General features: G+C 57.6%; 19 protein-coding genes. 13 read left to right on the top strand and 6 right to left on the bottom strand.

Features of this window, described 5'->3' with window-relative positions; genetic code table 11:
* Positions 1 to 26 precede the first annotated feature (26 nt).
* The 12 genes from secD to RBB77_RS02090 all read left to right on the top strand — a co-directional run bounded on the left by secD (position 27) and on the right by RBB77_RS02090 (position 12,196).
* Positions 27 to 1,634 (top strand): protein translocase subunit SecD, encoded by a 1,608-nt coding sequence (secD, locus tag RBB77_RS02145; protein ID WP_353064538.1) that lies wholly within the window; start codon positions 27 to 29, stop codon positions 1,632 to 1,634.
* A 52-nt stretch (positions 1,635 to 1,686) separates the two neighbouring features.
* Positions 1,687 to 2,649 carry a protein translocase subunit SecF gene (secF, locus tag RBB77_RS02140; protein WP_353064537.1) on the top strand — a complete coding sequence of 321 codons (963 nt, stop codon included), beginning with the start codon at positions 1,687 to 1,689 and terminating at the stop codon, positions 2,647 to 2,649.
* A gap of 97 nt (positions 2,650 to 2,746) precedes the next feature.
* Positions 2,747 to 3,481 carry an energy transducer TonB gene (locus RBB77_RS02135; protein WP_353064536.1) on the top strand — a complete coding sequence of 245 codons (735 nt, stop codon included), beginning with the start codon at positions 2,747 to 2,749 and terminating at the stop codon, positions 3,479 to 3,481.
* A 117-nt stretch (positions 3,482 to 3,598) separates the two neighbouring features.
* A complete protein-coding gene (locus RBB77_RS02130; RefSeq protein WP_353064535.1) occupies positions 3,599 to 4,342 on the top strand; it encodes a MotA/TolQ/ExbB proton channel family protein in 744 nt (247 codons plus the stop codon).
* A gap of 147 nt (positions 4,343 to 4,489) precedes the next feature.
* Positions 4,490 to 4,936 (top strand): ExbD/TolR family protein, encoded by a 447-nt coding sequence (locus tag RBB77_RS02125; RefSeq protein ID WP_353064534.1) that lies wholly within the window; start codon positions 4,490 to 4,492, stop codon positions 4,934 to 4,936.
* 59 nt (positions 4,937 to 4,995) lie between these two features.
* A complete protein-coding gene (locus tag RBB77_RS02120; RefSeq protein ID WP_353064533.1) occupies positions 4,996 to 5,430 on the top strand; it encodes an ExbD/TolR family protein in 435 nt (144 codons plus the stop codon).
* A gap of 303 nt (positions 5,431 to 5,733) precedes the next feature.
* Positions 5,734 to 6,828, top strand: a complete 1,095-nt coding sequence (locus RBB77_RS02115) for an ABC transporter permease (RefSeq protein ID WP_353064532.1) — start codon at positions 5,734 to 5,736, stop codon at positions 6,826 to 6,828.
* Positions 6,821 to 7,519: an ABC transporter ATP-binding protein gene (locus tag RBB77_RS02110; RefSeq protein ID WP_353064531.1), complete on the top strand. Its 699-nt coding sequence runs from the start codon at positions 6,821 to 6,823 to the stop codon at positions 7,517 to 7,519. The genes RBB77_RS02115 and RBB77_RS02110 overlap by 8 nt, the downstream gene beginning before the upstream one ends.
* Before the next feature lie 241 nt (positions 7,520 to 7,760).
* Positions 7,761 to 8,582 carry a hypothetical protein gene (locus RBB77_RS02105; RefSeq protein WP_353064530.1) on the top strand — a complete coding sequence of 274 codons (822 nt, stop codon included), beginning with the start codon at positions 7,761 to 7,763 and terminating at the stop codon, positions 8,580 to 8,582.
* A 136-nt stretch (positions 8,583 to 8,718) separates the two neighbouring features.
* Entirely contained in the window at positions 8,719 to 10,206 is a 1,488-nt protein-coding gene (locus RBB77_RS02100; protein ID WP_353067714.1) for an acetyl-CoA carboxylase biotin carboxylase subunit, read from the top strand.
* Positions 10,167 to 10,691 carry a biotin/lipoyl-containing protein gene (locus tag RBB77_RS02095; protein WP_353064529.1) on the top strand — a complete coding sequence of 175 codons (525 nt, stop codon included), beginning with the start codon at positions 10,167 to 10,169 and terminating at the stop codon, positions 10,689 to 10,691. The genes RBB77_RS02100 and RBB77_RS02095 overlap by 40 nt, the downstream gene beginning before the upstream one ends.
* A 659-nt stretch (positions 10,692 to 11,350) precedes the next feature.
* Complete coding sequence (locus tag RBB77_RS02090; protein WP_353064528.1) at positions 11,351 to 12,196, top strand: alpha/beta fold hydrolase; 846 nt, start codon at positions 11,351 to 11,353, stop codon at positions 12,194 to 12,196.
* 465 nt (positions 12,197 to 12,661) lie between these two features.
* Here the strand turns inward: RBB77_RS02090 and RBB77_RS02085 are convergent, their stop codons facing one another.
* Both RBB77_RS02085 and RBB77_RS02080 read right to left on the bottom strand, forming a co-directional pair.
* On the bottom strand, positions 12,662 to 12,832 hold the full coding sequence (locus tag RBB77_RS02085) for a helix-turn-helix domain-containing protein (protein ID WP_353064527.1): 171 nt from the start codon (positions 12,830 to 12,832) through the stop codon (positions 12,662 to 12,664).
* 775 nt (positions 12,833 to 13,607) lie between these two features.
* Complete coding sequence (locus RBB77_RS02080) at positions 13,608 to 13,838, bottom strand: helix-turn-helix domain-containing protein (protein WP_353064526.1); 231 nt, start codon at positions 13,836 to 13,838, stop codon at positions 13,608 to 13,610.
* 433 nt (positions 13,839 to 14,271) lie between these two features.
* Between RBB77_RS02080 and RBB77_RS02075 the strand changes: the two genes are divergently transcribed.
* Positions 14,272 to 15,024 (top strand): YIP1 family protein, encoded by a 753-nt coding sequence (locus RBB77_RS02075; protein WP_353064525.1) that lies wholly within the window; start codon positions 14,272 to 14,274, stop codon positions 15,022 to 15,024.
* Positions 15,025 to 15,214: 190 nt separating this feature from the next.
* Here the strand turns inward: RBB77_RS02075 and RBB77_RS02070 are convergent, their stop codons facing one another.
* From RBB77_RS02070 to rmuC, 4 genes are all read right to left on the bottom strand, one after another.
* The gene (locus RBB77_RS02070) at positions 15,215 to 16,732 is read right to left on the bottom strand and encodes a sialate O-acetylesterase (protein ID WP_353064524.1); all 1,518 of its coding nucleotides are present in this window, start codon (positions 16,730 to 16,732) and stop codon (positions 15,215 to 15,217) included.
* Between the two features lie 329 nt (positions 16,733 to 17,061).
* Positions 17,062 to 18,312 carry a beta-ketoacyl-ACP synthase II gene (gene fabF / locus RBB77_RS02065; protein WP_353064523.1) on the bottom strand — a complete coding sequence of 417 codons (1,251 nt, stop codon included), beginning with the start codon at positions 18,310 to 18,312 and terminating at the stop codon, positions 17,062 to 17,064.
* 3 nt (positions 18,313 to 18,315) lie between these two features.
* Positions 18,316 to 18,558: an acyl carrier protein gene (locus RBB77_RS02060; RefSeq protein ID WP_179580522.1), complete on the bottom strand. Its 243-nt coding sequence runs from the start codon at positions 18,556 to 18,558 to the stop codon at positions 18,316 to 18,318.
* Between the two features lie 144 nt (positions 18,559 to 18,702).
* Positions 18,703 to 20,196: a DNA recombination protein RmuC gene (gene rmuC, locus RBB77_RS02055; protein WP_353064522.1), complete on the bottom strand. Its 1,494-nt coding sequence runs from the start codon at positions 20,194 to 20,196 to the stop codon at positions 18,703 to 18,705.
* Positions 20,197 to 20,249 lie beyond the last annotated feature (53 nt).

The following is a 20,249-nucleotide window of genomic DNA, read 5'->3' as shown; positions in this document are numbered from 1 at the left end:
TGCGGCTGCACCCTTCAATAAAGATCATGGGCAAGAATCTGGCCGGTAAATCGGCATTCATCGTTGCGGTACTGGTGATCTTCTGCTTCGGCATCGTGGGCATTCCACATGGCGGGCTCACGCAGTCGATCAAAGATCGTATCCACCTGGGGCTCGACCTTAAGGGCGGGACACACCTTGTGCTCGAAGTACATGTGGCTGAGGCAGTTGCTTCGGCTACGGATCGGGATGTGGCGAGGCTTGAGGCCGATCTGCAGAAGGCCGGAGTGACCGGTGCGACTGTGGGTAAGACGGATCCGTCGCGGCCGCAGACAATTATCGTTTCGGGGATTCCTGCTGCGAAGCTGAGCGACGCACGCGGTGTGCTGCAGGGCAGCGACTACGGGAACTACGATGTGGTGACTACTGCCGATGGAAACTCAACGCTGACGATGAAGTTGGGTGCGGTGCGTGACCTGGAGACGAGGACGCTGGATACGTCGATCGAGACGATCCGCGAGCGCATCGACAAACTGGGCGTCAGTGAGCCGGTGATTCAGAAGTATGGGCTAGGCGAGAACCAGATTCTGGTGGAGCTGCCGGGTGTCGATGATCCGGCGCGAGTGGAAGAGATTATTCAGTCGACCGCTAAGCTGTCGATCCACGCGGTCACCGGTGGCCCTTACGAGACGGATCAGTCTGCGTTGGCGGCGAATAACGGGATAATTCCTCCCGACTCGATGCTGGTGCACGGTACGGGTTCGGCGGGCGCGCCGGATCAGATCTGGTTGCTGAAGCGAGTGAGCGAAGTGGAAGGAACGGACTTCCGCGATGCGCAGCCGGGACAGGATCAGAACGGACGGCCGAATATCCGCTTCAACCTGACAACTGAGGCTGGGAATCGGTTCTATAACTACACGCAGGCGCATACGGCGTCGAGCGCAACGCCGGGTTCGATGGCGATTGTGTTGGATAACAAGGTTCGCGAGGTCGCAGGGATTCAGTCGGCGATCCGCGATAGTGGCGAGATTACCGGTGCGTTTACGCAGCAGCAGGCGAACGACCTTTCTCTGATGTTGCGCACGGGGGCGCTGCCGGCTTCGATCTCTTACCTTGAGACACGGACGGTTGGGCCGAGCCTGGGTGCCGCTTCGATTCATCAGGGCATCGTCGCGGCGATTGCCGGCATGCTGGCCGTCATGATCTTCATGCTGATTTACTACCGTGGGGCGGGGATTAACGCTGATCTGGCGCTGATTCTTAACCTGGTGATCCTGCTTGGGTTCATGGGATATACCGGATCGACGTTGACGCTGCCAGGAATTGCAGGCGTGATCCTGACCATTGGTATGGGCGTGGACTCGAATGTGCTGATCTTCGAGCGCATCCGTGAAGAGCTTAGGGCCGGCAAAACGGCAGCGGCGGCTGTGCAGCAGGGGTTTGCGCATGCGTGGGTGACGATCATCGATACCCACGTGACGACGATTGTTTCGGCGATGATCCTGTTCCTGTTTGGTTCGGGTCCGGTGCGCGGGTTCGCGATAACGCTGGCCTTCGGTCTATTCGCCAACCTGTTTACCGCGGTGCTGGTGTCGCGTGTGATCTTCGACGCAATCCTTCAGAAGAAGGAACGCGGCGCTGCGCTGTCTATTTAGATTTTCAAGAGATTGCGGAAGCCTTTGGAGGCGCCGCTGAGGGTTCAAAAGCGTGGAACTGTTTCGTACAACGAATATCGATTGGCTCGGGAAGAAGTGGTTCTTCCTTGGGTTTTCCCTGATTTTTTCTGTTCTCGGAGTGTTGAGCATACTGTTCTGGCATCACATTCCACTGGGCGTCGACTTTAAAGGCGGGACCCAGGTGCGGGTGGCGTTCGACAAGGCGCCGAATGAGGATCATATTCGCCAGGCGATGGATCGCGCGGGTGTTCATGATGCGAGGATCCAGCGTGTGAGCGATCCCAGTGGACACGCGGCAAACAAGGTGATTATCGCTTTGCCTGAATCGACGGCGACCGATCAGTCGCACGATGCAGGACGGCAGAGTGTGGAGAGCGCTCTGAATGCCAACTATCATGATTCCCGCTTTACCGTGGAGCAGGTTGAGATTGTTGGTCCTACGGCAGGTAAGCAGCTACAGAAGCAGGCTTGGCTTGCGACGCTGTACTCGCTGATTGGAATGCTGATCTATCTCTGGTTCCGGTTTGAGCTGATTTATGGTGTTGCGGCGGTCGTGGCGGTGTTTCACGACACGCTGATCACCGTGGGTGCGTTCAGTTTGACGAACCAGGAGATAACCCTTACGGTTATTGCTGCCATCCTAACCCTGATTGGTTATTCGATGAACGACACCATCGTCGTCTTCGATCGTATCCGCGAGAATCTGGCGCTGTCGCGGAGAGAGTCGTTGCATGATGTCGTCAATCGGAGCATCAATCAGACGCTGAGTCGAACGGTGATCTCGTCGGGTCTGACGTTCTTGACGGTGCTGTCGTTGTACTTGTTTGGCGGCGAGGTGCTACACGGGTTCTCCTTCGCACTGGTCGTTGGAATTTTGATCGGAACTTATTCGTCGATCGCTGTGGCGGCGCCGATGCTGGTGGCGTATCAGGACTGGCGGGTGAGCAAGGGCAAGTCGGTGACGTTACCTGCGGGTAAGCGCGCCAAGGTGTAGGGATCGGTTCTTCTGCCGATGTAATAACCCGGGAACAAAATGAAGCGACGTGGTGTCTAAAGAAAAATAGCTCTTCTTCACAGTAAAGAGGCTGCATATGTTCGAATCCTCGTTGATGGAATCCGGTGGCCAGATCAAGACCAAGTCCAAGTATTGGATGATTGGGACCTTTATCTTCAATGGCGCGATCCTGGCAACCATGATCCTTATTCCGCTGCTGTATCCGGAGGCTTTGCCAAAGACGGCAATGACTGCGATGCTGACAGCGCCGCCTCCACCCCCTCCGCCTCCGCCTCCTCCGCCGCCGCAACAGATCGTGAAGCCGATCAAGATGGTGTCGGAGATCGACGCGGGTCTTCACGCTCCTACAAAGATTCCTAAAGACATCAAGATGCTGAAGGAAGATGCTGCACCTCCTCCGCAGGTGGCCGGCGTTGCCGGAATGGCCGGTATGGGTAGCGGAAGCGGCGTCCCAGGAGGCGTGATGGGTGGCATCGGCAATGCGCCGACCCCGGTTGTTAAAGTTGCTCCGCCGAAAGGCCCTCAGCGCGTCTCGAGCGGTGTCGTGGCTGGTAACAAGCTTTCGGGACAGAATCCTGTCTATCCGCCAATCGCAAGGGCTGCTCACGTCTCGGGTGCTGTGGTTCTGCACGCGGTGATCTCGAAGGCGGGCACTATTGAAAAACTCGAGGTTGTCAGCGGTCCAGAGATGCTTCGGTCTGCGGCGGTCTCGGCGGTTCAAGGGTGGCGGTACAAGCCATATTTTCTGAACGGCGAACCCACCGAGGTGGATACGCAGATCACTGTCAATTTCAACTTCGGCGGCGGCTAGACCGAGGCTGATTTCGCAACAACGTCTCTCGCGGGTCTCCCAAAAGTGTCGAACTTTTGGGGGATTCCCGGGTAAAGATTCTGAAAGTTAGAGTTCCTATCAGGAGGAAATATTCCAGTGATTCTCGCTCATCTCGCAACAACTTTCGCTCACGTTCCCGCTTCCCTCGCCCTGTACTTTGAAGAGGCGCAGGTTAGCTTCAGTGTTATGGGTCTCTGGTCCAACATGGGCTGGCTGGCTCGTTGCGTCGTCATTCTTCTTTTCATCATGTCGATCTGGTCGCTCGCTGTGATCATCGACCGGGCCCTTTACTTCTCCGCTGCTCGCAAGCAGTCCCGTGAGTTTGCCCCGAAGGTTGCAGGCGCGTTGAAGGATGGTCGTCTGGATGAGGCGATCAAGGTTGCAGATCGCTCCAAGAAGTCGCACCTTGCCGAGGTTGTGACGGCTGGCCTGCAGGAGTTCCGTAGCTTTGGTTCGGGTGGCACGATCACAGAGGAGCAGGTTGAGAGCTCCAAGCGTGCGCTCGAGCGCTCAGAAGCCATCGTTCATGCCAAGCTGAAGCGCGGTCTGGGCGGTCTCGCCACGATCGGTTCGACGGCACCCTTTATCGGACTGTTCGGTACCGTCGTCGGTATTTTGAACGCCTTCCAACAGATTGCAACCCAGAAGACCTCTGGTATCGGCGCCGTAGCCGGCGGTATCTCGGAAGCCCTCGTAACGACCGCTTTCGGTCTGCTCGTCGCTATCCCAGCCGTTATGACGTTCAACTACTTTACCGGTAAGGTTGAAGCGTTCGATGTCGAGATGGACAACAGCTCGAGCGAACTGGTCGACTACTTCATCAAGCAGAGCCACCGGTAAGGCTTCGGTCCCGAAAGCGTAAGACGATCATCAGTACTCTGCGGGAATCACAACTGATCAGCTCCGGACGTTGCCAGCGAACAGCGTCCGGAGGCTGGACAGATACGCGGGGAGAGTAAATACAGCAAACCGGACGGAGCATACGTTATGGGTATCAATAAGCGGGATGAAGGCAAGAAGGTCAACTCCAACATCAACGTGACACCGATGGTGGACGTGATGCTTGTACTGTTGATCATCTTCATGGTCATCACTCCCATGCTGAACAACAAGGTCAACGTGGACCTGCCGAAGGCTGACGCCGCGGTGGTGATGGAAGATGCCAATAAGGAAGATGCTGTCGTTGTCGCTGTGACGCGCGATGGCAGGACATTTCTTGGCGGCGACCAGGTAACGCTCGATGACCTTGGCCCTAAGATCGCTGCAAAGCTGGAGAACAAGACCAGCAAAGAGGTCTTTATGCGCGCAGATATACGCGCTAACTACGGCAAGGTAATGGATGCGGTTGATGGAATCCGATCTGCTGGTGTAAGCCAGCTTGGCCTGCTGACCGAAAGAACAGACGACAGCGGAGCGACGACAACTAAGAAGTAGCCAGGTAAGGTGTCGGACTAGCATTGCTGGAGCGACAGGATAATTCCGAGGAGATTGCTATGGGAATGGGTGGTGGAAATACTGGCGGAGCGGTTTCTGAGATCAACGTAACCCCGCTTATCGACGTTCTTCTGGTGTTGCTGATCATCTTCATGGTCATCGTGCCGGTGACTCCTCGAGGCCTGGAGACGCTGGTTCCCCAGCCGCCTAAGGAGCATCACGATGAGCCGGAGAATGACCGGACGATCGTCGTTCAGGTGCTGTCGAACGGAGCCGCAGCGCCGGCGTATAAGATCAACGATAACTCGTTCAACAAGGCTGATCTTGAGCCGAAGCTTGCCGAGATCTTTGCGACACGGCAAGAGAAGGTCATGTTCGTCAAGGGCGACAAGGATCTCGACTTCAGCAAGGTTGCTGAGGTCATCGACTTCGGTCACCAGGCTGGAGTAGACAATATCGGTCTCATCACGCCTCGAGTCGAAGCGGGACAGTAATTCGAAAAGAAAGCTTTTGTTCAGGCGGCGGACCGACGTGTCCGCCGCCTGAAGCTTTCTGGAAGTTAAGGAACAAGAGGTGATCGAGTGCTCGCTCGCCCAACGTACGAGTGGGGAGATAGCTTAATGGCATTCTCGATCATTGGAAGCTCTGAAGAGAGTGAGTTGTTCACTCGGATCAACTCTGCTGATCGACGTCTTGCTCGTCCTGCTCATGCGGGCGGAGGAGAGTATCGAGTATCACGCAAGGGAATTCCTTCGGCTCTCTATTTGTCAGCCCTTGATTTCTATTAGAATCTGATCTTGCTCAATAAACTTATCTTCGCCAATCTTGGTCACAGGCCGGTCCGAACCCTGCTGAGCGTGCTTGCTATCGCCGTCGAGGTGACGATGATCCTGACGTTGGTCGGGGTCAGCCATGGCACGCTCGACCAATCCGCGCAGAGAGCACGTGGCGTAGGTGCCGATGTCTGGTTTCGACCGCCGGGATCTTCGGCGATAGGCCTGAGCTCCGCCCCCATGAGCGATAAGATTCCTGCGTTGCTGATGAAGGAGCCACACGTCACCTTTGCGATGGGGACGATGGTTCAACCCTTGTCCGGGTTCGATGCAATGACGGGGCTCGATCTGGACGATTTTCGAAAGCTCAACGGAGGATTCCGTTACCTGAAGGGCGGTCCGCTGGTCAACGATGACGACGTGATTGTGGATGAGTACTACGCCCAGCAGAAAAAACTTCATATCGGTGACACTCTGAATCTGGTAAATCACGATTGGAAGCTGGTTGGAATCACTGAGTCAGGGAAGCTTTCGCGCATCTGCGTGAAGCTACAGATGCTGCAAACACTAACTGGAAATCCTGGCCACCTCAGTCAGATATTTATCAAAGTGGACAACCCAAACAACGCGCAGGCGGTGGTCGATGCGCTGCGGGTCAAGTATCACGGGTACCAGATTTATACGATGGAAGAGTTCACGTCGATGCTCTCTATCAGCAACGTTGGAATGCTGAAGAGCTTTATCGGGGTCGTGATTGGAGTTGCGGTGATCGTCGGCTTCATCGTGGTGTTTATGGCGATGTACACGGCAGTGCTGGAGCGAACGAGGGAGATTGGGATTTTGAAGGCAGTGGGTGGGTCTTCAGGGCTCATCTTAAATATCTTGTTTCGGGAGACGTTATTGCTGGCGCTGCTGGGGTCGGTAGTCGGCATTGTCTTGACCTATGGAACGCAGTGGCTTATGAAACATGCGGTACCGGCAAGCCTGGTGCAGGAGACAGTGTATGACTGGTGGCCGATTGCGACTGGCATTGCGGTTGTGGGAGCGCTGTTGGGTGCGATCGTTCCTGGGGTCAAAGCGGTGAAGCAGGATGTAACGGAGGCTCTGTCGTATGAGTGAGCCGCCGATAATCGAAGTTCGAGGTCTGACGAAGACGTACCAGGTAGGCGAGGTTGCCGTGCATGCGCTGCGTGGCGTCGATCTGGAGATACGGAAGGGCGAGTTCGTTGCGATTATCGGCGCCTCAGGCTCGGGTAAGTCGACGCTATTTCATATTCTCGGCGGTCTGACGCCGATGACATCCGGCACTGTGTGGCTTAATGGCCGCGATTTTGCGGGAATGACGAATGCCGAGCGGACGGAGCTTCGCAAGACCACCGTAGGGTTCGTATTTCAGAAGTACAACCTGCTGCCGACACTCTCTGCCGAAGACAATATCCGAATTGTGCAGTACATTGCCGGCCGGGATGCGGCGTTCGACCCCGGGTTTCAAGAGATTCTCGGCCTGCTCGGGATCGCTGACAGAATGAAGCACAAACCTCGTGCGCTCTCCGGGGGGCAGCAACAAAGGGTAGCGATTGCACGGGGAATCGTGAACTCACCCGCGATTCTGCTGGCTGACGAGCCTACTGGCAATCTGGACAGCGAAAATTCGGCGGCGGTTCTGAAGCTGCTAAAAGACCTGAATCGCCGTCTGGGACAGACGATTTTGATGATTACACATGATGCAGACGCCGCTTCCTATGCGGATAGGATCGTCAAAATGAAGGATGGGCGTATAGTAGGCCACTTTGCATTACGTTTCGTCTAGTCTCTGAGTGGCTGGAATGCATCGTATCTGCGAAGAGCACTTCGAACTATGCAGAAGCTCCATCGTTGTAGTACAAAAGACCGACGTTGTCCCCTTAGTTGAGGAAGGGAAAGAAAGCTGCTCTAGTCACGTTAGGACATATGCCATTACAATCAAGCGAACACCGAAACATTGGTTAGATGGTTTTCCCTGGTCTCTGCAACAGAAACTCGCGCCCATTTTGAAGGAGATGATTCGCCCAATGAAATTCACCGCACGGATTCCGGTTACGGCCGCTTTGCTGGCGCTGCTGCTTATCACTGCAACCGGGTGTAATCGCCTGAAGGCTCGGGATCAGCTGACCAAGGGAGTGCAGGCATTTAAGAATGCACGATACGAAGAGGCTGTGAACCACTTCCAGAATTCGATCGCGCTCGATCCCGACTACGAAGACGCGAAGCTGTATCTGGCCACCGCGTACTCCTATCAGGTGGTGCCAAATCTAGATACGCCGGAGAATCTGGCGATCGCACAAAAGGCTATGGACGGGTTCAATGCTGTTCTGGCAAAAAACCCTAACGACCTGACGGCGCTAAAACAGATTGCGTCGATCAATCGCAACATCAAAAAGTTCGATGTAGCGAAAGAGTACGAGAAAAAGGTAATCGCGATCGCTCCCAATGATCCGGAAGCTTATTACACGGTAGGTTTCGTGGATTGGACGCTGGCTTATAAGAACGCGATTACGATTCTTGCGGCCGACGGGCTAACCGATCAGGGCGATGGCAATCCGAAGAAGAGCAAGGGCGCGTGCCAGAAACTGCAGGCTGCGAACACCGATCTGGTAAACGAAGGGTTGCAGTATCTGAATAAGGCTGTCGAGCTGAACCCAACCTATGACGACGCCATGCAGTATCTTCAGTTGACCTATCGTCGTAAGGCTGATCTGGAGTGCGGGGATGAAGCAGCTCGCAAGGCCGATATGGCTCAGGTCGATTCCTGGATCCAGAAGGCGATGGGCGCCCGGAAGGAAAATGAATTGAAGAAAGAAAAGGCGACACAGGGCGGCGTTTCAATGCAGTAGTCCCTGATGCTTGTCGCAAGGCTGGAGGCCTCCCTGGGAACGGGAGGCCTCTTTTGCGTGGGATGGGTTCGGTGAGGTCTCGGACTTCATCATCCCACTGGAGTAAAATTGCCGCTTGCGACGCTCGATAAAAAAAGTGCTGATTGCGAACCGCGGGGAGATTGCGCTGCGGGTAATTCGCGCGTGCCGGGAGGGGGGGGTGGCCACGGTCGCGGTCTACTCGGATGCCGACCGGGGGGCACTGCATGTGCTTCAGGCGGATGAGGCATACCGGTTGGGTCCGGCACCGGCGGCTGAGAGCTACCTGCGGGGGCATCTGATACTGGATGTGGCGCGGCGGACGGGGGCCGATGCAATTCACCCTGGGTATGGGTTCCTGTCGGAGAATGCGGAGTTCGCGGAGGCCTGTGCCGCGGCGGGAGTGACGTTCATTGGGCCTCCGGGAAGCGCTATGCGGGTGCTGGGGTCGAAGACGAGGGCGCGGCAGGCGGCGGATGCGGCGGGGATGCCTCGTGTTCCGGGGAGCGTGACTGGGCTGGCGGATGTGGCGGAGGCGGTGCGCGTGGCCGTCGGGATTGGGTATCCGGTGATGCTGAAGGCGGCGGCCGGCGGCGGTGGGAAGGGGATGCGGGCGGTGTCGCGGGCAGAGGATCTGGCGGCGGCGTTTACGGCGGCCAGTAGTGAGGCAGAGCGGAGTTTTGGGTCGGGTGAGGTTTACCTGGAGAAGCTGATCGAGCGGCCGCGGCATATCGAGATCCAGTTGATGGCGGATGAGCATGGGAGCTGCGTGTATCTGGGCGAGCGGGAGTGCTCGGTGCAGCGGCGGCATCAGAAGGTGATCGAAGAGGCTCCTTCCGCTGTTGTAGGAGAGGATCTGCGGCGGAGGATGGGCGAGGCTGCGGTTCGGCTGGCGCTTTCGGCTGGGTATGTGAACGCGGGGACCGTCGAGTTCCTGGTGGACGACAAGGAGAACTTCTACTTCCTGGAGATGAATACGCGGCTGCAGGTGGAGCATCCTGTGACCGAGATGGTGACTGGATTGGATCTGGTGCATCTGCAGCTTCGCGTGGCGATGGGCGAGCCGTTGCCGCTGACGCAGGAGGATGTGCGGCTGCGCGGGCATGCGATTGAGTGCAGGATCTATGCGGAGGATCCTGAGAACCAATTTTTCCCGTCGCCGGGGTTGATTACGCGGTTGATTCAGCCGAGCGGGCCGGGGATTCGGGAGGATTGTGCGGTGTATGAGGGGTGGAATGTGCCGCTCGACTACGACCCAATGCTGTCGAAGCTGGTGGCGTTCGGGGAGACGCGGGAGCAGGCCATCGACCGGATGGTGCGGGCACTCGGTGAGTATGTGATCGGCGGAATCAAGACCAATATCGGGCTGTTCCGGCGGATTTTGATGGATGCGGATTTTCGTGCGGCCCGTATCGATACGGGATATCTGGAGAGGTTGCTGGCTGAACCGGATGCCCCGGTGCGTGAGGATGTACCTGAGGACGTGGTGGCGCTTGCAGCGGCGTTGTTTGCGGCGTCAGCGCGGCGGGAGACGGCGGCGGTGGCTGATTTGTCCGAGGAGAGCCGATGGGCTGTGGCGGGGCGGCGGGAGGGGTTGCGTCTGTGACGGTCTGGCTTGAGGTAGAGGGAGAGAAGCGGAGGGTTGAGCTTCCGGCTGAGATTGGCGGCAGGGTGGAGTGCTCGGTTGATGGGCGCCCGATCGTGGCGGATGTGAGGGTGTTGCAGGCTGGGGTGATGTCGCTGCTGATTGAGGGGCGGCAGTACCGGTGTGTTCTGGATGGCGATGGGGTGGTGATTGGTGGGCGGCGGTTCGCGTTTGAGGTGACGGATCCGCGGTCGTTGCAGGGGCGGCGTGGGGCCGGAGCGGGTACAGATGGCCCGCGGCCGGTGAAGGCTCCTATGCCGGGCCGGACGGTGCGGGTGCTGGTTGAGGTGGGTGATGAGGTCGAAGAGGGCCAGGCGCTTCTGGTGATTGAGGCGATGAAGATGCAGAATGAGCTGAAGTCGCCGAAGACCGGACGAGTGGTCAAAATCGCGGTTGGGGTGGGAGACGCGGTCGGGTCTGGGGATGTGCTGGTCGTGGTGGAGTAGCGAGGGTTCGGTTTTCTGGTGTTGGTTGTAGTCAGCATCGGTCCTCCTTTCCGTTCGTTGGTACCCCCCCTCCCTCTCTGGGGGTATTTTGCGCGTAAATTATTTAGAATCATGGGTTTGAAGACGGGTGGTGCCTGCAAAATATTGATTCCAAATGGGTTACTTGCAAAATATTACAAATAAAGGGGTTATTCTTAATGGCGAAGGCCCCCGATTCTCTCGGGGGCCTTATTACTTCCTTACGTCCATTATATCGGTTGGAGCATAACTGATACGCCATGCGAATGTGCTGGATTGACGCGGTGATTTGCTGTTTCGGGGCTTGACAGGGCTTGACAGGGCTTGACGGATATCGGGATGGGGAGTCTCTGCTTTGGATGACGGTTCGAGCGAATAACCGAGCCTTTGCATCAGGTCGCAAGGATGGGCCGCCCCTGCAGGTTCACTACATAGAAACGCTCTTGTAGTCACTTGCCGATTGCAGGCGAGAAGTCGACATGTCGGTAGTAACCTTGGGGCAATCTAATTTAGGCTTTCGCAGCCTGCTGGCGACCTTGTCCACGTAAGCCTCCGAGATCGACCCGTTCCCATCTGCAACCGGTAATAAATCGGAGCGTAGAACGCGTCCATCGCAGACTCAATATCCAAGGACAAACGATATGAGCACCTACACCCATCACACTGTACCGACCCAGTTCGTCGAAGCCAATGGCGTCCGATTCGCCTATCGCCGCTTCGGCAAGAACGAAGGCGTACCCCTCGTCTTTATTCCGCATATCCTCGGCAACATGGATAGCTGGGACCCGTTCGTGACCGACGGCCTCGCGCAGAACCGCGAAGTGATCCTCTTCAACAATGCCGGTGTCGCCAGCTCCAGCGGCGAGGTTTCCATGACCTTCGCCGATATGGCCAAGAGCGCAGGGGTCTTCATCGATGCGCTCGGCCTCACGGAGGTCGACGTCCTGGGCTTCTCGATCGGCTCCATGATCGCGCAGAACGTCGCTATGCAACGACCTGATCTCGTCCGCAAGCTCGTGATCGTCGGTAGCGGCCCGCGCAATGGAGACGGCATCCCATTGACACCGGAATCGCAGAAGATCTTCACGAACAAGTATGGCAATCTCGACGATTTCTGGATCGACGGCTTCTTCACCGCGTCACCTAAGAGCCAGGCTGCCGGACGAGCGTTCTTGATGCGCAGGGACGCCCGCGTGGAAGGCCGCGATGTTGTCATCGGCGAAAAGGTGCAGCCTGCGCAGTTTGCTGCCCTTCAGGAGTGGGGCAAGCCGGTTGGAGAACGTTTCGCTTATTTGCAAGACATCAAGATGTCTGTTCTCGTTGTCGGCGGTAAGTCCGACATCATCTTCTACACCATCAACTCGTTCTACCTGGAGCAGAACCTGCCGGACGCGCAACTCATTCTTTATCCGGATGCCGCCCACGGCTCTCTTTTTCAGTATCCAGAGCTTTTCGTGGAGCATACGAGCTTGTTCCTGCGAGGCTAAGTCCGATAGATAGCGGGATCGGGATAAGTAGGCACCGGGAAACGCGCTTGTCGTCACTTACTCGCGGTTTGGCGGCAACTCGGAAGTTTGAGGGATTATTGGCGAGGTCTGCGGGTTTATTTCAGTAACTCCATTTAGCTGAGAGTAAGCGGCCGAATGAGCAGAGTCGCCGGCGCTTGTCGTCACCAGCTCCTTCGTCCTGGCTCAGGCCCGTAAGGCAAGATGATCGATAACTAAAGCGAATTACGCGTTGCTAATCGCTGTCGGACACCCTCCACAAATGATCCAGAAACCGTAAAGGACGCGATCGACGCCGCGGCAGAAGAAATCGTTTAGCAGCCAACCATGTGTGCTCTATAGCAAAGATCACATAGAAAAAAAGGACAATAAACGCAGACACAGCTCTGTTAAAGATGGCTCACTCCCGGCCCCGACACTGCACATGGGGGATTCGTTCTGCCCTATCTAGGTAGCTAGGGACCGTCTACATCCTGCAAGAGCTGGGAGAGGTTTCAAGCCGAACGCTCTACCCAGCGTTGCCATATTGTTTAAGCGCGGCTCTTTGTGGCCGTTCTCAAGTTTTGAGATGTGCGTCACTCCTATCCCAGTCTCGTTTGATAGAGCCTCCTGAGACATGCCGTGCTTACTCGTAGCCTTACGATCCTGGCACCGAATGTCTTTTGAATGGTCACGCCTCAGGATGACTTCTGAAAGGTATTTGCACCATAGCCTATAGGCCAAGTCGAAAACCTCAGTAATGCAACCGACAACAGCGGAAGTCTAGCGGGGCACGTCTATGTGTTCTCCGTCTGCGACGAGCTTACGTTCGAGCCGGGCTCGAAGTAGGCAGCACACAATCCAGGAGCGCCTCCGACCATTTGAGCGCGAAGGCATCACAGAGGGTCATACCGTGCTGATGGGCTGCACCTGCGACCAGACCATGTTCATGCGCGTGAATAGGATGTTGGGTGGACCTGGCGTATGTGGACTAACTGCGAAGTGCCGCGATAGAGATCACTTGCGAAATGTGCCTCGCTCTCCCCTACGAGCTGTGCAAGAATGCAGACGGCAGGCCTGCCCCAGCTAACCATTTCGCACGGCTAAGCCAAGCGGAATACATTGCGGCACCCTCTACGAATGATCCTGAGATTGTGAAAGAGGCGATTGACTCAGCGACAGAAGAATTGATCAAGCTACCATATCCGGTCGCCCCAGTAGTCTTCGAATTCTTCATTGTTGCAGAAATAGCCATAGCCCCGGCGGTGGACCATCGTAACCTTAGGTTGGGAAACACCGCATTTTACGCATGTCCGAGTCGTTTTGTGCACCAAATACCAAGTCCTTAAGAAGTCGTACAGGCGGCTCATTTAGTGCCTCGCCCCGACACTGCTCTTTGGGGATTCGTTCTGCGCTATCTAAAATTCCAGGGACCGTCTACATCCTGCAAGAGCTGGGAGAGGTTCAAGCCGAACGCTCTACCCAGCCTCGCCATGTTGTTTAAGCGCGGCTCTTTGTGGCCGTTCTCAAGTTTTGAGATGTGCGTCACACCGATCCCGGTCTTGTTTGATAGAGCCTCCTGAGACATGCCGTGCTTTTCTCGTAGCCTTACGATCCTGGCACCGAATGTCTTTTGAAGGGTCACACCCTCAGGATGACTTCAGAAATGTATTTGCACCATAGCCTATAGGCCAAGTTGAAAACCTCGGTAATGTGCTGTCTCTTCGGTGATGAGGGTGGGCAAAGGCTCGGCGGTAGGTTGTCGAAATGATGCGCATCTCGTGCCACTCGAGGTGCGCAATGTTTTCGGTGCGGAAATCCACTTTGGCAAGCGGAGCCGACTACACGATTGGAATTTCGTTCGACCCTACGGCTTCCGGAGCGCGACGTGTGACTCTGCAGATATTAGTAATGCTGCGAGTTCACCGGATAACATTCAGTTGATGGGGCCGCGAATTGAGCGTTCGGCTGGGGTGAAGTTTTCTGACGGGTGGTTCGTCACAGTGGGCTAGAATGCGAAGACATTCGTGAGCCGTGGTTTGCTGGATCGGCCGGAAGACTTTGTTCGAGGAGGGTCTATGAGCGACGTTGTGGCGGTGGAGGCGCAGTCGGGGCAGCCTGGGTTGAGCCAGGTGAAGCGGGTGGTGGATACGTTTGTCGCTCCTTCGAAGACGTTCACGGATATCTTGCGGAATACGAGCTGGTGGCTGCCGTTTCTGCTGGCGGCGGTGGTGTCGATTGGGGTGACGTTCACGATCGATAAACATGTGGGGTTTGGGCGCGTGGTGGAGAACGTGATTCTGGACAGCCCGAAGCAGGAGGAACAGATGCAGAGCTTGCCGCCGGATCAGCGGGCGGCGAGAGTGAGCGCCATGACGGGCGGGTACAGGTATGTGTCGTACGCGACGCCGGTGATTATCTTGATTATTTCGGCGATTGGGGCGCTGGTTAACTGGGGGAGCTTTAACGTCGGGCTGGGGGCGAAGACGACGTTTGCGCAGATGTTCTGCGTGTGGATGTATGCGTCGCTGCCGAGGCTGCTGAGCGGATTGCTGACGATGGTTACGCTGTTGTTTGGGGGGAACGCGGAGAGCTTCAACATTAAGAATCCGGTGGGGACGAACCTGGCTTACTTTATGCCGGATGCGGCGCCCTGGCTGAAGACGGCACTAAGTTTTTTTGATGTGATCGGGATCTGGAATCTTGTGCTGCTGGTGATTGGGACCTCGATTGTGGCGAAGGTGAGCCGGGGGAAGGCTGCGGCTGTGGTGGTCGGGTGGTGGGTGATTGTGCTGGTGTTGAGCGTGATCACGGCGGCGGTGAGCGGCTAGGCGCTTCTGGCCACCTACGGGTCCGCGGCTTCGATTCTGATTTGCTTTGGGTTCGCCCTGCGCGGGCGGCGCCCACTTCGTGGGGGGTATACCGGCTTCGCCACAGGCCTCCCGTTGGTCGGCGGAAGATTCCGCGTGCACGCGGGCGTTGCCATCTCACTTCACTATCCTTGCCATCTCACTTCACTGGCTAGTAAGGCTGAGTTGCTGGCTGGAGTGAAGTGAAAGTGGCAGCGGGGAGGTTGGCTCCGTTGTAGAGGTTGGCCTGAGGGAAGTTGGGCCACGCGTAACGGACGTACTGCGGGTTGGGAATGGCGGGGCTGGCGACGATGACGGTGTCGCCTTCGATGTGGGCGTTGGCGCGGAGGAAGACGCGGTCGGCGCCGGCTACTTCGAAGCCTTCAGGAGCACCGAGTTTGGCGTGGAGGCCCTGGGCGTTGTCGAACCAGACGTGCATGGCGCCTTTGTCGGGGTAGGCGAGGCGGAAGAGAGGGCCGGAAGCTGCGATGTCTTCGTTGTAGACGAGGCGGCGGGCGAGGAGGGAGAGACGTTCGCCTACGGCTTGCTTGTTGGCGGGGTGGACGTTGTGTTCGTTGCCGATGTCGATAGTGACGGCCATGCCGGTGTTGGTGAGGGAGAGGGTTTTGCGCTGGGCGTCGCGGAGCTCTCCCCAGTTTTCTTTAGTGTCGCTGCCATAGGAGGAGATCTGGACGAAGAGGAAGGGGAAGTTACCCTGAGCCCAGTGGTGGCGCCAGTCTTCGATCATTGCGGGGAAGAGTTTGTCGTAGAGGTTCACCATGTTGAGAGCGGAGTTGGCTTCGCCCTGATACCAGATGACGCCTTTGATCGGTAGCGGGGTGAAGGGGGCGATCATCGCGTTGTAGAGGGCGGCGGGGCGCCAGGAGTCGGGGTTGGGATGCCAGTCGCGCTCAGGGGTGGGCTTGCCTTCGGCGTGGGCTTGTTTGTCGAGGGCCTCGAAGCGGATCACAGTGGGCTCGCGGTCCATCTTTTCGGCTCGTGTGGCGAAGACGGGTGTGAGAGAGGCGTTGGCGCCGAGGGCGTCCATGCTGGTCCAGGCTTCGGCGGGGGTGCCTCCCCAGGTGGAGTCGATGAGGCCGATGGGGATGTGCTGCTGCTTGTCGGCGAGGGCCTTTTGTAAATCGCGCGCGAAGAAGTAGGCGACGGCGGAGAAGTCTTTTGCGGTGTCGGGGGTGCAGAGGGACCAGCCGGTGGCGGATTTGACGTCTTCGCGGGGGTAGTCGGAGGTGTCCTTGTCGATGCGGAGGAGGCGGATGTCGGGCAAATTGGCGGCGGCGATTTCTTTGTCGGCGTGTTCGATCTGGGTGTCGGGGGGGAAGCCGGAGAGAGGCATCTCCATGTTGGATTGGCCGGAGGCGAACCAGAGATCGCCCAGGAGGATGTCGTCGAAGGTGATGGTGTTGGTGCTGCGGACGGTGAGGGTATAGGGCCCCCCGGCGGGTTGTGGGGGGAGATAGAGGCTCCAGCGGCCGGCGGCGTCGGTGATGGCGGTGTTGGTGAGGTTGTGGAAGGTGGCGGTGATGGACTCGCCGGGTGTGGCGCTGCCCCAAATGTGGATGGGCATGTCGCGCTGGAGGACCATGTGGCTGGAGAAGATTTTGGGGAGGGAGACTTCGGCCTGGGTGGTGAGGGTGGCGGCGAGGAGGCAGAGGGTAAGGCGAAGCTTCATTCAGGGTCTCCAACTACTTTATAACTGGGCGGCGAGTGTGTTGACGAGGCTGGGGTGGGGAAGGTTTCCGTTTTGGTGTAGGTGGAGCGGGAGAACGCTTTGGAGTTGGGCGTTACAACGTAATACGGGGTCTCTCCACTACGCGCTTCACGGGGAGACTGTGAAGTGACTCGGTGGAGATGACGGGGTTTTGGGTAAAAGCAAAGGCAACTGCGAATACAGGGATCCTTCCCTTCGGCTTCGCTCAGGATGACGATTGTTTGAGGGGGCGAGAGAGAAACGAAGAGGCCCGGCTTTTGCCGGGCCTCAGTGAGTGCGGTTGATGCGGGTTATTCGGTCCAGCGTTTGAAGACGAGGGAGCCGTTGGTGCCGCCGAAGCCAAAGGAGTTCGAGAGTGCGTAGTCGATCTTTGCGGGCAGCGGCTTGTTGGGGACGTAGTTGAGGCGGCACTGGGGATCGAGTTCGACGATGTTCATCGTCGGTGGCGCGATCTGGTGCTGCATGGCGAGGATGGTGATGCCGGCTTCAAGTCCGCCGGCTCCGCCGAGGAGGTGGCCGGTCATGGATTTGGTGGAGCTGACCAGGAGCTTGCCGTCAATGGCGCGCTGGCCGAAGACGTTCTCGATGGCCTTCGATTCGAGGGCGTCACCGAGAGGGGTCGAGGTAGCGTGTGCATTGACGTAGTCGATCTGGTCGGGTGAGATGCCGGCGACTTTGAGCGCGTGCTGCATGGAGCGGTAGCAGCCTTCGCCTTCGGGAGCCATGCCGGTCATGTGGAAGGCGTCGGCGGAGAGGCCGTAGCCGAGGACCTCGGCGAGGATCTTCGCGCCGCGAGCCTTGGCAGACTCGAGCTCTTCGAGGATGAGGATGCCAGCGCCTTCGCCAACCACGAAGCCGTCGCGATCCTTGTCGAAGGGGCGGCTGGCATGTTCGGGGTCGTCGTTACGGGTGGAGAGAGCGCGCATGGCGGCGAATCCTGCCACACCGAGGGGGGTGATGGAGGCTTCGGTCCCGCCAGCGATCATGGCGTCAGCATCGCCGCGCTGAATGATGCGGAAGGCGTCGCCGATGGAGTGCGCCGAGGTGGTGCAGGCGGTGGCCGTTGCTTCATTCGGCCCGCGCGCGCCGTACTTGATGGAGACGTGGCCTGCGGCGAGGTTGATGATGGAGCCGGGGATGAAGAAGGGCGAGACCTTGCGCGGGCCGCCAGAGAGCAGGTTGGAATGTTCGCGCTCGATGACATCGAATCCTCCGATGCCTGAGCCGATGTGGACGCCGACCTGATCGTGGTTCTCTTCGGTGATTTTGAGACCGGAGTGGGCCATCGCTTCGGCGGCAGCGGCCAGAGCGAAGTGGATGAAGCGGCCCATCTTTCGGGACTCTTTCTTTTCGACGAAGAGGAGAGGATCGAAGTCCTTGACCTCTGCGGCGAAGCGGACTGGATGGCCGGTCAGATCAAAGGCTTTGATCTCGGCCATACCGCTGCGGCCGGCCATGAGACCTTCCCAGACCTCAGGGGCGGTTTTGCCGACCCCGCAGATCAGGCCAAGGCCGGTGACGACTACGCGACGATGCTCCATTGTTTACTTGGCCTTCTGGTTCTTTTCGATGTAGTCGACAGCATCTTTGACGGTCTTGATCTTCTCGGCATCTTCGTCGGGGATCTGAATGTCGAAGGCTTCTTCGAACTGCATGACGAGTTCGACGACGTCGAGGGAGTCTGCGCCGAGATCTTCCTGAAAGCTTGCGCCCGGGGTGACTTCCGCTTCATCCACCTGAAGCTGTTCGACAATAATCTGCTTTACCTTCTCGTCTACTGCTGCCATTTCGTTCTCCTGTTTACATCTGGAATCTGAAGCCTGGATATTTGTCGCTATTGAGGTCGACACGGCCAATCTCAAGCATACTGAGCGCCTCAGTGAGTGTAAAGCAAAGCGGCTGTGGCTGCAGAAGGGGGCGGCGGGACTTTTTCAGTCTTCCTCGGCCGAAGCGGCGAGCAGCGGGGAGATCCCTGAGATGTCGTCGAAGCCGATGAGGTTGGAAATAGGGGCGCCGGTGTCGAGGGAGGAGACGTTTTTGAGGGCTTTGTTGATAGCCCGGGTGCGGACGCCTAACTTTTGAATCGTGTTCTGGACGGTGCCGACCTGGTCTTCGACCTTTTGCATGAGGCCGCCGTAGGTCTCGAACTCTTTTTTGGCGCTCGAAAGAACGCGCCAGACCTCATCACCTTTTTTCTGAATGGCGAGGGTGTGAAAGCCCATTTGGAAGCTGGTAAGGATGGCCATGAAGGTGGATGGTCCGGCGATCGTCACGCGGCAGCTGGATTGGATTTCGGATTGGAGGCCGGGGCGACGGACGACTTCGGCGTAGAGGCTCTCCGTTGGAAGAAACATGATGGCGTGCGGCATGGTGGTGGGAGGGTCAATATATTTGTCGCAGATGCGTTTTCCTTCGGCGCGGATGGAGCGTTCGAAGGCCTTTCCGGCTACGTCAATGCCTTCGCCGGTTTCGTAGGCGTGTTCCAGGCGCTCCCAGTCTTCCTTGGGAAACTTTGCGTCGATGGCGAGGAGGGTGTGGCTGTCGGCACCTTCGCCGGAGGGGAATTTAAGGGCGTATTCGACGGACTCAAGTGTTCCCGGCTTGATGCGGGCGTTTTTGATGTATTGCTCGGGAGAGAACATCTGCTCGAGCTGTTGGCCGAGCTGGAACTCGCCTACGACGCCGCGCGACTTGACGTTGGAGAGAACTCTTTTGAGATCTCCCACGCCGGTGGCGAGCTCCTTCATTTCGCCGAGGCCCTTCTGGACTTCGCCGAGGTGCGTGGTGACCTGACCGAAGGATTCGGTGAGCCGCGTCTGGAGCGTGGCGTGCAGTTTTTCGTCGACTGTGACGCGCATCTCCTCGAGCTTCGCGGTATTGGCATCGTTGAGTTTTGAAAGGCGGTCTTCCACGGTGAAGCGGAGCTTTTCCTGTTGGTCGTTGGCCTGGCCGGAGAGCTCGTTGAGGCGTGTGTGTAATGCCTCGCGCGCTTCGCCCAGCGTGTGGTTTACGTCGCTGATGAAGTAAGTGAGGCGTTGTGCGATCGAGTCGAGATTGTGCTGTACAGCGGTGCGGAGGACTTCGTCGGAAGTCTTATTGTCAGTTCGAAATGCATTGAGGCCGTTCTGCAGGAGGCCGCTGAGTTCAGCGATTGTGGCAGTGATCTCGCTGCGGAGAGCGGCGAAGTTGGCTGCGTTGGCTTTGCGGGTGTTTTCGGCTTCGGCGGCGAGGTCGCGGCGCATGTCGGCGAAGGCGGCACGAACATGGGCGTCGAGGGCCTCGTTGCGAGCATCAAGGCGAGTGAGCTGATCAGGGAGCTGAGCGAGGCGAGGATCCTCCGCCCGCGTGGGGGCTGGTCTGCGGAGGAGCAGAACGGCGAGGCCGATCAGGATGACTATTTGCAGGGCGAGGAAGGTAGTAAGCATTTCGATTTTCCTTCGCCAAGGATAGCACCAGGCTCAGCTTGAGCGGTGCGTGT

It is taken from the genome of Tunturibacter psychrotolerans (assembly GCF_040359615.1).
In the GTDB taxonomy this organism is placed as follows: domain Bacteria; phylum Acidobacteriota; class Terriglobia; order Terriglobales; family Acidobacteriaceae; genus Edaphobacter; species Edaphobacter psychrotolerans.
Note: the sequence above shows the minus strand (reverse complement) of the source record. Positions and strands in the feature narration are given on the sequence as shown.

Excerpts from the sequence above, each read along its gene's own strand:
- secD (WP_353064538.1), top strand. The coding sequence starts at position 27 with ATGGGCAAGAATCTGGCCGGTAAATCGGCATTCATCGTTGCGGTACTG.
- RBB77_RS02135 (WP_353064536.1), top strand. The coding sequence starts at position 2,747 with ATGTTCGAATCCTCGTTGATGGAATCCGGTGGCCAGATCAAGACCAAG.
- RBB77_RS02125 (WP_353064534.1), top strand. The coding sequence starts at position 4,490 with ATGGGTATCAATAAGCGGGATGAAGGCAAGAAGGTCAACTCCAACATC.
- RBB77_RS02120 (WP_353064533.1), top strand. The coding sequence starts at position 4,996 with ATGGGAATGGGTGGTGGAAATACTGGCGGAGCGGTTTCTGAGATCAAC.
- RBB77_RS02110 (WP_353064531.1), top strand. The coding sequence starts at position 6,821 with ATGAGTGAGCCGCCGATAATCGAAGTTCGAGGTCTGACGAAGACGTAC.
- RBB77_RS02105 (WP_353064530.1), top strand. The coding sequence starts at position 7,761 with ATGAAATTCACCGCACGGATTCCGGTTACGGCCGCTTTGCTGGCGCTG.
- RBB77_RS02095 (WP_353064529.1), top strand. The coding sequence starts at position 10,167 with ATGGGCTGTGGCGGGGCGGCGGGAGGGGTTGCGTCTGTGACGGTCTGG.
- RBB77_RS02090 (WP_353064528.1), top strand. The coding sequence starts at position 11,351 with ATGAGCACCTACACCCATCACACTGTACCGACCCAGTTCGTCGAAGCC.
- RBB77_RS02085 (WP_353064527.1), bottom strand. The coding sequence starts at position 12,832 with ATGTCTCAGGAGGCTCTATCAAACGAGACTGGGATAGGAGTGACGCAC.
- RBB77_RS02075 (WP_353064525.1), top strand. The coding sequence starts at position 14,272 with ATGAGCGACGTTGTGGCGGTGGAGGCGCAGTCGGGGCAGCCTGGGTTG.
- RBB77_RS02070 (WP_353064524.1), bottom strand. The coding sequence starts at position 16,732 with ATGAAGCTTCGCCTTACCCTCTGCCTCCTCGCCGCCACCCTCACCACC.
- fabF (WP_353064523.1), bottom strand. The coding sequence starts at position 18,312 with ATGGAGCATCGTCGCGTAGTCGTCACCGGCCTTGGCCTGATCTGCGGG.
- RBB77_RS02060 (WP_179580522.1), bottom strand. The coding sequence starts at position 18,558 with ATGGCAGCAGTAGACGAGAAGGTAAAGCAGATTATTGTCGAACAGCTT.
- rmuC (WP_353064522.1), bottom strand. The coding sequence starts at position 20,196 with ATGCTTACTACCTTCCTCGCCCTGCAAATAGTCATCCTGATCGGCCTC.